This window comes from Aureisphaera galaxeae, from assembly GCF_028561275.1.
Classification (GTDB): domain Bacteria; phylum Bacteroidota; class Bacteroidia; order Flavobacteriales; family Flavobacteriaceae; genus Aureisphaera; species Aureisphaera galaxeae.
The window spans coordinates 1,036,401-1,050,404 of the sequence record NZ_JAQQTF010000002.1 but is presented as its reverse complement, the minus strand read 5'-3'; the positions used below and the strand labels follow the sequence as shown (position 1 = coordinate 1,050,404).

17 protein-coding genes are annotated in these 14,004 nt (G+C 43.6%); all 17 read left to right on the top strand.

Features of this window, described 5'->3' with window-relative positions; all coding sequences use genetic code 11:
- Positions 1-32: 32 nt before the first annotated feature.
- The 17 genes from POV27_RS04535 (at position 33) to POV27_RS04455 (ending at position 14,002) form a co-directional block, all read left to right on the top strand.
- Positions 33-1,106, top strand: coding sequence for a 2Fe-2S iron-sulfur cluster-binding protein (locus POV27_RS04535; RefSeq protein ID WP_272861536.1), 1,074 nt, complete (start codon positions 33-35; stop codon positions 1,104-1,106).
- A gap of 28 nt (positions 1,107-1,134) precedes the next feature.
- The gene (gene paaA, locus POV27_RS04530) at positions 1,135-2,091 is read left to right on the top strand and encodes a 1,2-phenylacetyl-CoA epoxidase subunit PaaA (protein WP_272861535.1); all 957 of its coding nucleotides are present in this window, start codon (positions 1,135-1,137) and stop codon (positions 2,089-2,091) included.
- A gap of 9 nt (positions 2,092-2,100) precedes the next feature.
- Positions 2,101-2,385: a 1,2-phenylacetyl-CoA epoxidase subunit PaaB gene (gene paaB, locus POV27_RS04525; RefSeq protein ID WP_272861534.1), complete on the top strand. Its 285-nt coding sequence runs from the start codon at positions 2,101-2,103 to the stop codon at positions 2,383-2,385.
- Between the two features lies 1 nt (position 2,386).
- The gene (gene paaC, locus POV27_RS04520) at positions 2,387-3,142 is read left to right on the top strand and encodes a 1,2-phenylacetyl-CoA epoxidase subunit PaaC (RefSeq protein ID WP_272861533.1); all 756 of its coding nucleotides are present in this window, start codon (positions 2,387-2,389) and stop codon (positions 3,140-3,142) included.
- 14 nt (positions 3,143-3,156) lie between these two features.
- Positions 3,157-3,660: a 1,2-phenylacetyl-CoA epoxidase subunit PaaD gene (gene paaD / locus POV27_RS04515; protein WP_272861532.1), complete on the top strand. Its 504-nt coding sequence runs from the start codon at positions 3,157-3,159 to the stop codon at positions 3,658-3,660.
- Between the two features lie 93 nt (positions 3,661-3,753).
- Positions 3,754-4,533, top strand: a complete 780-nt coding sequence (locus POV27_RS04510) for an enoyl-CoA hydratase-related protein (RefSeq protein ID WP_272861531.1) — start codon at positions 3,754-3,756, stop codon at positions 4,531-4,533.
- 35 nt (positions 4,534-4,568) lie between these two features.
- Complete coding sequence (locus POV27_RS04505) at positions 4,569-4,757, top strand: four helix bundle protein (protein WP_272861530.1); 189 nt, start codon at positions 4,569-4,571, stop codon at positions 4,755-4,757.
- Between the two features lie 43 nt (positions 4,758-4,800).
- Positions 4,801-4,929, top strand: coding sequence for a hypothetical protein (locus POV27_RS04500; protein WP_272861529.1), 129 nt, complete (start codon positions 4,801-4,803; stop codon positions 4,927-4,929).
- A gap of 23 nt (positions 4,930-4,952) precedes the next feature.
- Positions 4,953-6,152 carry a 3-hydroxyacyl-CoA dehydrogenase NAD-binding domain-containing protein gene (locus POV27_RS04495; RefSeq protein ID WP_272861528.1) on the top strand — a complete coding sequence of 400 codons (1,200 nt, stop codon included), beginning with the start codon at positions 4,953-4,955 and terminating at the stop codon, positions 6,150-6,152.
- Positions 6,152-6,457, top strand: coding sequence for a hypothetical protein (locus tag POV27_RS04490; RefSeq protein ID WP_272861527.1), 306 nt, complete (start codon positions 6,152-6,154; stop codon positions 6,455-6,457). Before POV27_RS04495 ends, POV27_RS04490 begins: the two co-directional genes overlap by 1 nt.
- 1 nt (position 6,458) lies before the next feature.
- Entirely contained in the window at positions 6,459-6,866 is a 408-nt protein-coding gene (locus tag POV27_RS04485) for a PaaI family thioesterase (RefSeq protein ID WP_272861602.1), read from the top strand.
- 10 nt (positions 6,867-6,876) lie between these two features.
- The gene (pcaF, locus tag POV27_RS04480) at positions 6,877-8,088 is read left to right on the top strand and encodes a 3-oxoadipyl-CoA thiolase (protein ID WP_272861526.1); all 1,212 of its coding nucleotides are present in this window, start codon (positions 6,877-6,879) and stop codon (positions 8,086-8,088) included.
- Positions 8,089-8,121: 33 nt separating this feature from the next.
- Positions 8,122-8,721, top strand: a complete 600-nt coding sequence (locus POV27_RS04475) for a short chain dehydrogenase (protein ID WP_272861525.1) — start codon at positions 8,122-8,124, stop codon at positions 8,719-8,721.
- A 57-nt stretch (positions 8,722-8,778) separates the two neighbouring features.
- Entirely contained in the window at positions 8,779-11,277 is a 2,499-nt protein-coding gene (gene paaZ, locus POV27_RS04470) for a phenylacetic acid degradation bifunctional protein PaaZ (protein ID WP_272861601.1), read from the top strand.
- Between the two features lie 77 nt (positions 11,278-11,354).
- Positions 11,355-12,107 (top strand): enoyl-CoA hydratase/isomerase family protein, encoded by a 753-nt coding sequence (locus POV27_RS04465; RefSeq protein ID WP_272861524.1) that lies wholly within the window; start codon positions 11,355-11,357, stop codon positions 12,105-12,107.
- Positions 12,107-12,706 carry an acyltransferase gene (locus POV27_RS04460; RefSeq protein WP_272861523.1) on the top strand — a complete coding sequence of 200 codons (600 nt, stop codon included), beginning with the start codon at positions 12,107-12,109 and terminating at the stop codon, positions 12,704-12,706. The genes POV27_RS04465 and POV27_RS04460 overlap by 1 nt, the downstream gene beginning before the upstream one ends.
- A 39-nt stretch (positions 12,707-12,745) precedes the next feature.
- Complete coding sequence (locus POV27_RS04455; protein WP_419179932.1) at positions 12,746-14,002, top strand: dihydrolipoamide acetyltransferase family protein; 1,257 nt, start codon at positions 12,746-12,748, stop codon at positions 14,000-14,002.
- Positions 14,003-14,004 lie beyond the last annotated feature (2 nt).

The following is a 14,004-nucleotide window of genomic DNA, read 5'->3' as shown; positions in this document are numbered from 1 at the left end:
GTTAGTTTTGTGTTCCTCAATCAGAAAATATAGTGGCAACATTCCATAAAATACCGATCAAAGATATCTATAAGGAAACCACCGATTGCAGCGTCATCACCTTCGATATCCCAGAGTCATTAACTTCCGAATTCGCTTTCCGCCAAGGACAGCACCTCACCTTAAAAGCCGAGATCGCTGGCGAAGATACCCGCCGATCCTACAGTTTATGTTCCAGCCCTTTGGAAGGGGCTTGGCGAGTGGCTGTAAAGCAGATTCCGGGTGGGAAATTTTCGACTTACGTAAATGAAGAGCTAAAGACAGGAGATACCTTAGAAGTGATGGCTCCTAGTGGTACTTTTGGTGTGGACTGCCAAACCGATGTTGCCAAGAATTACCTGTTTTTCGCAGCAGGTAGTGGAATTACCCCTGTACTCTCCATGATTAAGGCTCATTTGGCCCAAGAACCACAGTCCACCTGCAAGCTGTTTTATGTAAATAGAACCACAAAATCCATTATCTTTAAGGAAGAATTGGAACAGCTTCGTAATCAGTACTTTGGAAGGCTGGAAATCTATTATTTCCTGACCAAGGAACGACGTGATATCGAGCTTTTCAATGGCCGCTTCGACGATGCGAAAATGGAAGTGTTGGTGGGAACGTTTATAGACATTCCGGATACCAGTGAAGTGTTTTTATGTGGACCTGAAGAAATGGTGAATTACGTAGGTGATTATTTAGTGAAGGCAGGATTGCCTAAAGAACTGGTGCATTTCGAACTGTTTGTAACAGGGCTTTCGGAAGAAGACAAGAAACGGGCCGAACGTTTGGCTCAACAAAGCGTGGAAGGAGTGGAAGTAACCATTATCGATGGAGGAAAGGAATTCCACTTCACCATGACCGATGACTATGACAACATTTTGGACGCCGCCTTGGGTGCTGGTGCCGATCTTCCCTTTGCATGTAAAGGAGGGGTATGTAGCACCTGCAAGTGCCAGATACTGGACGGTGATGTTGAAATGAAAATAAATTATGCCTTGGAAGAACATGAGGTGGCTCAAAATTTTGTACTGAGCTGCCAAGCAGTGCCCACTTCCGAATCGGTGAAAGTAGATTTTGATGTGTAACAGCTTGGAAAAGCTTAAAGCATAAGATATGAGTGAAAAAGAAGTAAAAAACCTAGAAGCGATTTTTGAAGCGCGCATTGCACGCGATGAGAAGATTGAACCTAAAGATTGGATGCCGGAGAAGTATCGCAAGACACATATCCGACAAATTTCCCAACATGCCCATTCCGAAATAATAGGAATGCTCCCGGAAGGAAATTGGATCACCAGAGCTCCGTCCTTGCGAAGAAAGGCTGCTTTATTGGCCAAAGTTCAAGACGAAGCGGGGCACGGATTGTATTTGTATTCTGCCTGCGAAACCTTGGGTGTTTCCCGTGACGAACTGTATGATCAGTTACACAGCGGTAAGGCAAAGTATTCTTCCATTTTTAACTACCCTACCGTGACTTGGGCCGATATAGGTGCCATTGGTTGGTTGGTAGACGGAGCGGCCATTATTAATCAGGTGCCATTGTGCAACACTTCTTTTGGACCCTATGCCCGTGCCATGGTTCGTGTTTGCAAGGAAGAGAGTTTCCATCAGCGTCAGGGGTATGAAATTATGCTTACCCTTTGCAATGGAACCGAAGAGCAAAAGGCAATGGCTCAGGATGCATTGAACCGTTGGTGGTGGCCTAGTTTGATGATGTTGGGGCCCACAGATGCAGAATCTGTGCATACCGAACAATCCATGAAATGGAAATTGAAGCGTAAGACCAATGATGAGTTGCGCCAACAATTCATAGATCAGACCGTACCCCAAGCCGATATTTTAGGAATAACCGTTCCCGATCCCGATTTAAAGTGGAACGAGGAAAGAGGATCTTACGATTTTGGTGAAATCGATTGGGACGAATTCTGGCAAGTGGTAAAAGGGCATGGTCCCTGTAACAAAGAGCGTATGAATGCTCGTGTGGGCGCATGGGAAAGAGGAACTTGGGTGCGTGATGCCGCTATGGCCTATGCCGAAAAGCAAGAAAAGAAAAAAGTATCTAAAGCAAGTTAATTGAGCGATATGAAGAAAAATTGGCCCTTATGGGAAGTGTTTGTCCGTAGTAAAAATGGACTGGAGCACCGTCATTTTGGAAGTTTGCATGCAGCCGATGCCGATATGGCACTGGAAAATGCCCGCGACGTATATACCCGTCGTAATGAAGGAGTGAGTATTTGGGTGGTAGAAAGTAAACACATTACGGCTTCAAACCCCGAAAACAATGGCGAAATGTTCGAACCTGCTCAGGATAAGGTATATCGTCATCCTACTTTTTACGATCTCCCCGATGAGGTAAAGCACATGTAATATGAAGAACGAAGCTTTATATACCTACATATTAGGATTGGCCGACAACAGCCTTATTTTAGGACAGCGATTGGGAGAATTGTGTGGGCATGGCCCAAGTTTGGAGACGGATATTGCCTGTACCAATATTTCTTTGGATTTAATTGGTCAGACTAGAACTTATTATCAATATGCTGCTAAGGTTTCTGGTAAAGAAATCACTGAGGACGATGTTGCTTTTCTGAGACTTGAACGGGAATACCGAAATGTATTGTTGGTAGAACAACCCAATACACATTTCGGGTTTGTAATTGCCCGTCAGTATCTGTTCGATGTATTCCATCTTTTATTTCTGAATGAATTACAGCATAGCAAAGACGAGACCCTTTCGGCCATCGCCAAGAAGGGAATCAAGGAAGTAAGCTATCACAAAAGGTTTTCCGGTGATTGGGTAAAACGTTTGGGAGACGGTACTGAGGAAAGTCATAAAAAAATGCAGGAAGCCGTTAACGCACTTTGGAGATATACAGATGAATTGTTCGAAATGTCTGAAGGTGATCAGCAAATGGCCACTGAAGGAATAGGCGTTGATCTTTCGAAGTTGAAGGAAGCTTACTATGAAGAGGTGTCTGAGTTACTTTCGGAAGCTACTTTGGAAGTTCCGGAACGGAAGTACTTCAGCTATGGAGGAAAGAAAGGCATACATACCGAGCATATGGGATATCTATTATCCGATTTACAATATATGCAGCGTACCTATCCGAATATGCAGTGGTAAAAACCTAGTGATCCATGACAATTGCCTTGCATCCGAATATCGATTCTCACTTAATAGAAACCTTAGAATTGGTTTCAGATCCCGAAATACCGGTATTAACGGTACTAGATCTGGGTGTGATTCGAGAAGCGGTTGAACGGGATGGTGTGGTTCAGATTAAATTGACACCTACCTATTCGGGATGTCCGGCAATGGATGTGATAGGAGATGATCTAAGAACTGCATTTGCCAAGGTTGGAAAAGAAGTCCATGTAGAATTAGTGCTTGCCCCGGCTTGGACTACCGATTGGATTAGTGAAGCAGGTAAGCGCAAGATGGAAGACTATGGTATTGCCGCTCCCTTAGAGGAAACGGCCGATAAAGATGCGCTGCTAGGAAATAAAAGAATAGTAAAGTGCCCACAATGTGGGAGTACAAATACCCATTTGGTAAGTCAGTTTGGTTCTACGGCCTGCAAAGCACTTTTTAAGTGCGATGATTGCTTGGAGCCATTTGATTATTTCAAATGTTTAAAATAAACGTCATCCAAGATGTCACCCTGAGCGAGCCTGCGTTGAGCGCAGTCGAAACGTTAAGGGCACGGAAGGATGTTAATAAAGACTACAAAACAATTGGAAACAATACTAACCAACATCGAAAACGGTGTGGCGAGGCTAACCTTGAATCGCCCTGAAGTTTTCAACAGTTTCAACAGGGAAATGGCATTGGCGTTTCAATCGGCTTTAGATCATGCCGAAAAAGACGAAGCTATCCGTGCTATTGTCATTACAGGAAGTGGAAAGGCCTTTTGTGCCGGACAGGATCTAAAGGAGGTAACCACTCCCGAATTGAACCCCGGCTTCAAAAAAATATTGGAAGAGCACTACAATCCCATTATTTCAAGAATCCGAAACATCAAAAAGCCTATTATCGCTGCGGTGAATGGTGTAGCAGCTGGAGCAGGAGCCAACATTGCCTTGGCTTGCGATATTGTCGTGGCTTCGGAAAAGGCAAGTTTTATTCAGGCTTTTAGTAAAATCGGACTGATTCCCGACAGTGCTGGAACATTTTTCTTACCAAGATTGATCGGTTTTCAGAAAGCATCTGCATTAATGATGTTGGGTGATAAAGTATCCGCTTCAGAGGCCGAACAACTGGGAATGGTGTACAAGGTGTTATCCTTAGAGGAATTTGCTGATGGTGTCTCACAATTGGCCAATACATTAGCCCAAATGCCTACTAAAGCATTAGGTATGACCAAAGAATTGATGAATGCTTCCATGACCAACGATTTGCAGTCGCAATTGCACATGGAGTCCAAATATCAAATAGAAGCGGCCCAAAGCGATGATTACAGGGAAGGCGTAGCTGCTTTTGTAGAAAAACGCAAACCGAATTTTACCGGAAAGTGATTAACGATTTATGATGTTTGATTGGTGATTTTAGAATGAAAGCGAACAACCTTGAAGATAGATTAATACAATTTGCAATAGATGTAATTTCGGTGTGTAAAAGCTTAGATAACTCGTTTGCAGCGGAGCATTTGGCAAAACAGCTCATTCGTTCGGCAACTTCTTCGGCTCTTAATTATGGTGAAGCAAGATCTGGAGAATCAACACGAGATTTTTTTGCATAAAATGAAGATTTGTTTAAAAGAACTAAGGGAAACCGGAGTTAACATGAAAATTCAGAAGGGGGCAAACCTTATTTTGGATTCAGAAGGATTAGATAAGTTACTTATAGAAAATAATGAACTCATTTCCATTTTTGTGGCGAGTATAAAAACGGCAAGTTCGAAACTAAAATAAAATTCAAAATAATCATTTAGTTAATGACAGCTCAACAATCAGGAATCAACAATCAGCATTCTCCAATTCATAAAGTCGGAATTATTGGAAGCGGAACCATGGGAAGTGGAATCGCACAGGTTGCAGCCACGGCTGGTTGTAAGGTAAAATTATTCGATACAAAACCAGAAGCTTTGGAAAAAGCCAAGGCCAGTTTAGTAAAGATCATGAACCGTTTGGTAGAGAAAGGAAGGATCGATGCCGATGAGAAAAGTAGAATCGAAGGGAACATTACCTATGTTCATTCTTTGGAAGACCTTTCCGATTCTGACCTTACCATAGAAGCCATTATTGAGAATCTGGAGATTAAGAAGAAGGTGTTTCAAGAGTTGGAAAGCTATGTCTCCAGAAGATGCATCATTGCCTCCAATACTTCCTCCTTGTCCATAGCATCCATAGCGGCATCCCTAAAAAGACCAAAAAGGTGTATTGGGATTCACTTTTTCAATCCTGCACCCTTAATGAAGTTGGTTGAGGTAATCCCTGCAGTGCAGACCTCGAGTAAGGCTACTAAAGTGGTGATGGAAACCATAGAAGGTTGGAATAAAACCGTAGCATTGGCAAAAGACACTCCCGGATTTATTGTAAATCGTGTGGCTCGTCCATTTTATGGGGAATCACTGCGCATTTATGAAGAAGGGATAGCCGATTTCGCTACCATCGACTGGGCATTGCGAAGCTTGGGAGGTTTCCGAATGGGACCATTCGAGTTGATGGATTTCATTGGTAACGACGTGAATTACACGGTTACGGAAACTGTTTTTAAGGAATTCTATTACGATCCGCGATACAAACCTTCCTTTACCCAAAAGCGTTTGAGCGAAGCAGGGTATTTGGGTCGAAAAACAGGAAAAGGGTATTACAGTTATTCGGAAGGGGCAGAGAAACCCCAACCCAAGGAAGATGTTGCTTTGGCACAAAAGATATTTGATCGTGTGCTGGTGATGCTTATTAATGAAGCCGCCGATGCCTTGTTTTTGAACATAGCTTCAGCAGAGGATATCGATAATGCCATGACCAAAGGGGTAAATTACCCTAAAGGATTGCTGGCTTGGGCCGATGAGCAGGGAATCGACTGGTGTGTGGAGAAATTAGATGCCTTGTATGACGAATACCATGAAGATCGATACAGATGTTCGCCTTTATTGAGGAGAATGCATAAGAACCAGGAATCTTTCTTTTAATGAAGGAAGTTGCTAAGTACTATATAGAGGATAAATTTATTATCACCGGCAGAGGATTGGTTTTTGCCGGACATATTATGGAAGGGGATTTTATAACAGGTGATATCATAGAATTTCCTTTTATGAGTGAATTACTGAGAAGGAAAGTACTAGGGATTGAATTTAGTAGAAATCCTATTCGAATAGAAGATGTTGACAAGAGGAAGACTGGGGTTCTGGTGGATAGTATTGATGAAGACGAAATGAAGCGAATTAGACATTCCGATTTTGGAGGAGTTGAAGCCAGAATTTATAGCGATAGATAATATGCAAGGAGAAAAGATACCCTATAAAATGCTATCCCTCGATGCCTTTAGTACCTGGCTCGGGATTGAAATATTGGAGTGCGAGATTGGTAGATGTAAGGTGGCTTTAACAGTGCGTCCCGAAATGTTGAATAGCATGGGATATGCCCATGGAGGTATCAGTTATTCGTTGGCAGATACGGCTTTCGGATTTGCAGCCAATACCCATGGAAAATATGCGGTTTCTATTGAAACCAGCGTAAATCACATCGAGGCTTTGGAAGCCGGGGATTACTTAACGGCAGAAGCGGTGATCGATGTGCAAAAAAAGAAAGTGGGCTTTAATGTGATCGAAGTGAAACGAGGAGAAGAAATAGTAGCCCTTTTTAAAGGAGTTGTATATAGAACCAGCAAGGACTGGGAAGAATAGAAAATATAAAATGGAAGCATATATCATAGACGGAGTACGAACTCCCATTGGAAATTACAAAGGAACCCTAAGTCCAGTACGTACAGACGATTTGGGCGCTCATGTTATTAAGGAATTGGTAGATCGCAATCCCAATATTCCCAAAGAAGCCTATGACGATGTTATTATGGGCTGTGCCAATCAGGCAGGAGAGGATAATAGGAATGTAGCGCGTATGGCGCTGCTGCTGGCAGGACTGCCCTTCACCGTGCCCGGTGAAACAGTCAATAGGCTGTGCAGCAGTGGATTGTCAGCCATCATTCAAGCCAATCGCGCTATTAAAGCAGGAGATGGCGATCTGTTTATCTCTGGGGGGGTTGAAAACATGACCCGCGGGCCCTACGTAATTGCTAAGCCATCTTCAGCATTTGGAAACGACAGTAAAATGTATGATTCCAGTTTCGGGTGGCGTTTCGTGAACAGGAAAATGCATGAATTATACGGTACCGACGGCATGGGAAATACCGCCGAGAATTTGGTGGAGAAATATGATATTTCCCGCGAAGATCAGGACGCTTTTGCGTATTGGAGTCAGATGAAGGCTGCCAAGGCCAGGGAATCTGGAAGATTATCCAAGGAAATTGTTGAGGTAAGCATTCCGCAACGAAAGAAAGATCCTATTGTTTTTGCACAGGACGAGTTCATAAAACCAACGACTACCAAAGAGATTTTGGCGAAGCTTCGACCTGCTTTCAAAAAAGAAGGGGGAAGCGTGACTGCTGGAAATTCATCAGGATTGAATGACGGAGCAGCCGCTACCATTGTTGCTTCTGAAGAAGCTGTAAAGAAATACAATTTGAAGCCATTGGCGCGCATCGTTAGTTCTGCTGTAGTCGGGGTAGAGCCTAGAATCATGGGAATTGGTCCTGTACAGGCGAGCAATAAGGCATTGGAGAAAGCCGGATTGAAGATGGAGGATATGGACGTGATAGAATTAAACGAAGCTTTTGCTTCTCAAGCTCTAGCTTGTATCCGCGAGTGGGGCTTGGCCGATGATGATCCGAGAATTAACCCGAATGGCGGATCCATAGCTATTGGACATCCATTGGGTGTTACAGGAACCCGAATTGCCTATTCCGCTGCGTTGGAGTTGCAGGAAACAGGAAAACGCTATGCGCTTATCACTATGTGTGTAGGAGTGGGACAGGGATATGCTGCTATTATCGAAAATGTAAACTTATAAAAGTCACCTCGAGCGCAGTCGAGAGGTTTTACTATGAAAATATTAATCATTGGCGGAAACGGAACCATTGGAAAGAAAGTGACAGCTTACTTTCAACAGAAACACAATGTAATTATCGGCGGAAGAAGTAGTGGTGATATTTCGATTGATATTTCCGATTCCGATTCCATCAAAAAGGCTTTGGATCAAATCGGAGAATTGGATGCCATTGTCAATGTTTCTGGAGAGGCCAAATGGGATAAGTTCGAGAACCTTTCAGAAGAAGATTTTTACATCGGAATTAGAAGTAAACTGATGGGCCAAGTGAATCTCGTTCGAATTGGGAAAGATTACCTAACAAAAGGAGGCTCTATCACCCTCACGACCGGAATCTTGGCCGATGATCCGGTAGATATGACCACGAGTGCCGCTATGGTAAACGGTGGAATTCACAGTTTTGTGAAGGCTGTAGCCTTGGAATTGGAAGGTGTTCGGATCAATTCCGTATCGGCAGGATTGGTAGAAGATGCTTTCGAAAAATATAAAGATTACTTTCCTGGGCACGATCCTGTTTCTATGAATAAAGTGGTGAACGGATATGCCAAAAGTGTGGAAGGGAAAATCAACGGACAAATCATACGAGTAAACGCATAAAAATTTTGTCGCCTCGAGCGCAGTCGAGAGGCTTCAAGATTATGAAACTATAAAATGATGCAAAAAACACAACATTACGTTCAAGGACAGTGGCTAGACGGCCAGGGAGAAGGAACTCCTATTCTGGATTCCGTTACGGGTGAGCATTTCACAAGTGTCACCGTTGAAGGCTTGGATATTCCGGATATCCTTCAGTACGGAAGGGATAAGGGAGATACCCTTCGTAAAATGACCTTTCAGGAACGCGGATTGATGCTCAAGAAATTGGCAATGTACCTTAATAAGCGTAAAGAACAATTTTACGAACTGAGCTACAGAACGGGTGCTACCAGAATTGACAGTTGGATCGATATTGAAGGAGGATTCGGTAATTTATTTGCCAATGCTTCCCTGCGAAAACTGTTTCCCAATCAGCCGTATCATGTAGAAGGAGACCCAATCGATTTGTCCCGTGGCGGGCGTTTCATGGCCCATCATATCATGGTACCCAAAAGAGGGGTTGCCGTGCACATCAATGCATTTAATTTCCCAGTATGGGGAATGTTAGAAAAGTGTGCAGTAAACTGGATGGCTGGAATGCCAGCGGTTGTATTGCCTGCGCCGCAAACGGCCTATTTGGCCGAAGCGGTTGTAAAAGAAATCATAGCTTCTGGAATTTTACCGGAAGGTGCCATTCAATTAATTAGTGGAACGGCACGAAACATATTGGATACGGTGCAATCTCAGGATGTAGTTACATTCACAGGATCTGCATTCACTGGAAGAAAACTGAAGAACCACCCACAATTGATAGAGGAATCTGTTCCCTTTACCATGGAGGCGGATAGTTTGAATGCTTCCATTCTGGGTGAAGATGCGGTTCCTGGGACTCCTGAGTTCGACTTGTTCATCAAAGAAGTTCGAAAAGAAATGACCGTAAAGGCTGGGCAAAAGTGTACTGCCATCCGTAGGATTATTGCTCCAGAAAGTGTATTGGAAGACGTACAGATCGCGCTTGGTAAGCAGCTGGATCGTGTCACTATTGGAGATCCCCGCCTGAAGGAAGTGCGAATGGGAGCTTTGGTAAGCGATGCGCAACGTGCTTCCGTTAGGGAGCAAGTAGCCAAGATCGCGGAATCTGCCAATATTGTGTATGGAAACTTAGATGAGGTAGAAACCATTGGAGCTGATGCCAAAAAAGGAGCTTTCCTTAAGCCGATCTTACTTCGTGAGGATGATCCTTTCAAAAATGAAGCGGCACATGTTACAGAAGCCTTTGGTCCGGTAAGCACCTTAATGCCGTATAAGAATTTGGACGAAGCCATTACTCTTTCACAAATGGGGAAAGGATCTTTGGTATCCTCCATCTGTACTTTCGACGATAAGATCGCCAAAGAATATACCGTAAATGCGGCTTCCCATCACGGACGTATCCTCATTCTGAATAGAGAAAATGCTAAACAGAGTACGGGGCACGGTTCTCCGTTGCCAACTTTGGTGCATGGAGGCCCAGGTCGTGCCGGAGGTGGAGAAGAAATGGGAGGAATGCGTGGGGTAAAACACTATTTACAGCGCTGCGCCATTCAGGGGACGCCTACAACTTTAACTGAGGTGACGGGTATTTATCAGCCTAAAGGAGCTTATAAAGAGGCAGAACAACATCCTTTTAAATACCATTGGGAGGATATTGAGCCAGGAATGTCCATGAAAACCCATAAGCGAACCATTACCGATAGCGATATTGTAAACTTCGCTAATCTTACGTGGGATCATTTTTATGCGCATACGGATATTACTTCTTTAGACGGAAGTATTTTCGAAAAGCGAACTGCCCACGGATATTTCATTTTAGGTGCAGCAGCAGGATTGTTCGTATATCCCAACAAAGGACCTGTAGCGGCGAATTATGGATTGGAAGACTGCCGATTCTTACGCCCTATTTATCACAATGACACCATTTATGTACGACTTACCTGTAAGCAGAAGATAGATCGCGAGCAACGCGGAACCGAATTACCAAGCGGGATTGTAAAATGGTATGGAGAAGTATTCGATGAAGATGACGAATTGGTGGCCATTGTTACGGTATTGACCATGGTACAGAAGAAGCAGACCACCTTTACCGAAATGACTTCCGAAAAGATAAATGAATGCCTTGCCAAGCTAACCGAAGATGCTAAACCAAATTGGGGAGATTTAACGCCCCAGACCATGTTGGAGCATTTGGAGTATACCTATAGAATTGCATCGGGAGAAATTCAGGATTTTGAGATTTCTACACCTGAAAAGATTTTAGAAAAGGTACATGCAACGCTGTACAACTATAAGAAAATGCCATCGGGATATGACTTTCCATTAGCCGAACGATCTGAGATTACCAAGGCCAAGCATCCCGATTTGGAAACGGCGAAAGCTAAATTGTTAGAGGCTAGAGAAGAATACTTAGCCTATTTCAAGCAAAACCCAGAAGCCAGAACCAAGAATGTGGTGTTTGGCGAACTGAATAAATTCGAATGGTATTTATTGGAGCGAAAGCATCTAAACCACCATTTCGAACAGTTTAACCTATTAGATTAATTAAAACAATGTCTGGTCGAGCGCCCGCCTGCAGGACGGGCAGGCAGTCGAGACCTAATGGATAGAATATAAAAAACATGAGCGATCCATACGTAAAAGAACATATAGAAAACGGAATCTCAACCATAGAATTCTTTCACCCGGCCCATAACAGTTTGCCGGGGGATATTTTGGCCAAATTGGCCCAAACGATTACAGATGCCGGAAATAATGATGAAGTAAAAGTAATTATCCTTAAGAGTGGTGGCGATCGTACCTTCTGTGCAGGAGCTAGTTTTAAGGAACTTATCAATATCAACGATGCCGAAACAGGGCGTGTGTTTTTCAGTGGTTTTGCCAATGTAATCAATGCCATGCGCAAATGCCCAAAGTTCATCATTGGAAGGATTCAAGGGAAGACCGTTGGCGGTGGAGTTGGAGTAGCATCAGCTACGGATTACTGTATGGCCACGAAATATGCCTCTATCAAGTTGAGTGAATTGAATGTAGGGATTGGCCCATTTGTAGTGGGACCCGCCGTGGAACGTAAATTGGGATTAACGGGAATGTCCCAAATAGCCATCGATGCCAATTCTTTTTATGATGCCGAATGGGCACGACAGAAAGGATTGTTCGCCCAAGTGTATGAATCGACTGAGGCTTTGGATGAAGCCGTTCAGGCATTTGCAGAGAATCTTTGTAATTACAATCCAGAAGCCATGCGCGAAATGAAAAAAATCTTCTGGAAAGGAACGGAAGATTGGGATGATTTATTGGCTGAAAGAGCTGCCATTTCAGGGAGACTAGTGCTTTCTGATTTCACAAAAGAAACATTGAAGAGATTTAAATAATGATTTACTCCTTTAAAGGACATATACCTGTAGTTCACGAGTCAAGTTTCGTGCATCCGCTAGCTGCGGTTACGGGTAATGTGATTATTGGAAAGGATTGCTATATAGGTCCGGGAGCTGCCATTCGCGGTGACTGGGGCGAGATCATTTTAGAGGATGGTGTGAATGTACAGGAAAACTGTACGGTTCATATGTTTCCCGGAAAGAGCATCGTACTGAAAGAAGGAGCCCATGTGGGGCATGGTGCAGTGATTCATGGAGCCAATCTAGGAAGGAACTGCCTCATAGGCATGAACAGTGTCATTATGGACGATGCCGAAATAGGCGATGAATGTATCGTAGGAGCCATGAGCTTTGTGAAAGCAGAAACTACTTTCAATAAGCGCCAATTGATTGTTGGTAATCCCGCGAAGGCGGTGAAGGAAGTTTCGGATGAAATGATCGCTTGGAAAACTGCTGGGACAAGATTGTACCAGCAATTGCCTTCAGATTGTCATGAAAGTCTACGAGAAGTAGAGCCGCTGAGGGAAATTCCGAAGGATCGTCCCGTACAGGAAAATTTTTATCAAACATTAGAAGAATTCAGAAAAGAAAAATAATCGCAAGCAATGCCAGAAGTTGAATTTAAACTCCCAAAAATGGGAGAGTCCATTACCGAAGGAACCATCTTAAACTGGGTGGTTCAAGAAGGGGAATCGTTTGAGGAAGGCGATATTTTGGTCGAAGTGGGTACCGATAAGGTAGATAACGAAGTGCCCGCTCCTGCTGCCGGAACCATGGTAAGTCATAAAGTGGCTGTCAAAGATATAGTTGCAGTGGGAGCGACTATTGCGGTTTTGGATACTTCGGCCGAGGCAGTTGTTAAAAAGCAGGAAGCATCCGCTTCCGAAAGTCCGGCTAAGAAATCGGCGGCACCTACGAAAACTTCAAAAGCCAAGAAATCTGTATCCCAAACAGCCTTCAAGGTAAATGAAAATGTATTCATTTCTCCCTTGGTGGACAGCATGGCCAGAAAACACCACATTAGCTATGAGGAACTGGCCCGTATTCCGGGAACGGGAAAGGACGGACGACTTCGAAAAAGCGATATAGCGAATTATATTGAAGAGGGGAGACCCTTTCAGTTTGCACAGCCAGTAACCGAATCATCAGGATTCAAGGTGCCCGATCTTCAGTTTGACAAAGGAACTGGTAAGATTGTGGAAATGGACCGTATGCGTGAGATGATTGCCGATCACATGGTATTCAGTAAGCATACTTCTCCACACGTGACGGCTTATGTTGAGGCAGATCTTACGGATATGTTCAATTGGAGGAATGCGAATAAAGTGGCATTTCAGGAAAAACACGGAGAGAAACTCACTTTCACTCCGCTATTTATAGAGTGTGTTGCAAAAGCCATTCAGGCCTTTCCTATGATTAATTCCTCTTTAGATGGGAAGAACATCATCGTAAAAGAGAACATCAATATAGGGATGGCTACTGCCCTTCCTAGTGGAAACCTTATCGTTCCCGTTGTAAAGGATGCCGATAAGAAAGATTTGAAAGGGTTGGCTGCAGCTACCAACGAATTGGTTACCAAGGCGCGTGAGGGTAATTTAAAGGGAGATGATACCAAGGGAAGCACCTTTACCATTAGTAATGTGGGTACGTTTGGTAGTTTGATGGGTACGCCTATCATCAATCAGCCAGAAGCCGCGATTTTGGCCACGGGAATCATCAAGAAAAGAGCTGAGGTGATGGAACGCCCAGAAGGGGATTCCATCGAAATAAGAAATATGATGTATTTGTCCCTTTCCTTCGACCACCGTATTGTAGATGGATATTTAGCAGGCTCCTTCCTCCGTAGAATAGCGGATGAGATGGAAGGGTTTGATATTAATAGAACGATTTAATT

Bases quoted from the DNA above. Each gene is read 5' to 3' on its own strand.
- paaB (WP_272861534.1), top strand. From the start codon at position 2,101: ATGAAGAAAAATTGGCCCTTATGGGAAGTGTTTGTCCGTAGTAAAAAT.
- POV27_RS04500 (WP_272861529.1), top strand. From the start codon at position 4,801: ATGAAAATTCAGAAGGGGGCAAACCTTATTTTGGATTCAGAAGGATTA.
- POV27_RS04455 (WP_419179932.1), top strand. From the start codon at position 12,746: ATGGGAGAGTCCATTACCGAAGGAACCATCTTAAACTGGGTGGTTCAA.
- paaD (WP_272861532.1), top strand. From the start codon at position 3,157: ATGACAATTGCCTTGCATCCGAATATCGATTCTCACTTAATAGAAACC.
- POV27_RS04465 (WP_272861524.1), top strand. From the start codon at position 11,355: ATGAGCGATCCATACGTAAAAGAACATATAGAAAACGGAATCTCAACC.
- POV27_RS04495 (WP_272861528.1), top strand. From the start codon at position 4,953: ATGACAGCTCAACAATCAGGAATCAACAATCAGCATTCTCCAATTCAT.
- paaZ (WP_272861601.1), top strand. From the start codon at position 8,779: ATGCAAAAAACACAACATTACGTTCAAGGACAGTGGCTAGACGGCCAG.
- paaA (WP_272861535.1), top strand. From the start codon at position 1,135: ATGAGTGAAAAAGAAGTAAAAAACCTAGAAGCGATTTTTGAAGCGCGC.
- POV27_RS04460 (WP_272861523.1), top strand. From the start codon at position 12,107: ATGATTTACTCCTTTAAAGGACATATACCTGTAGTTCACGAGTCAAGT.
- POV27_RS04490 (WP_272861527.1), top strand. From the start codon at position 6,152: ATGAAGGAAGTTGCTAAGTACTATATAGAGGATAAATTTATTATCACC.
- POV27_RS04505 (WP_272861530.1), top strand. From the start codon at position 4,569: ATGAAAGCGAACAACCTTGAAGATAGATTAATACAATTTGCAATAGAT.
- POV27_RS04485 (WP_272861602.1), top strand. From the start codon at position 6,459: ATGCAAGGAGAAAAGATACCCTATAAAATGCTATCCCTCGATGCCTTT.
- paaC (WP_272861533.1), top strand. From the start codon at position 2,387: ATGAAGAACGAAGCTTTATATACCTACATATTAGGATTGGCCGACAAC.
- pcaF (WP_272861526.1), top strand. From the start codon at position 6,877: ATGGAAGCATATATCATAGACGGAGTACGAACTCCCATTGGAAATTAC.
- POV27_RS04475 (WP_272861525.1), top strand. From the start codon at position 8,122: ATGAAAATATTAATCATTGGCGGAAACGGAACCATTGGAAAGAAAGTG.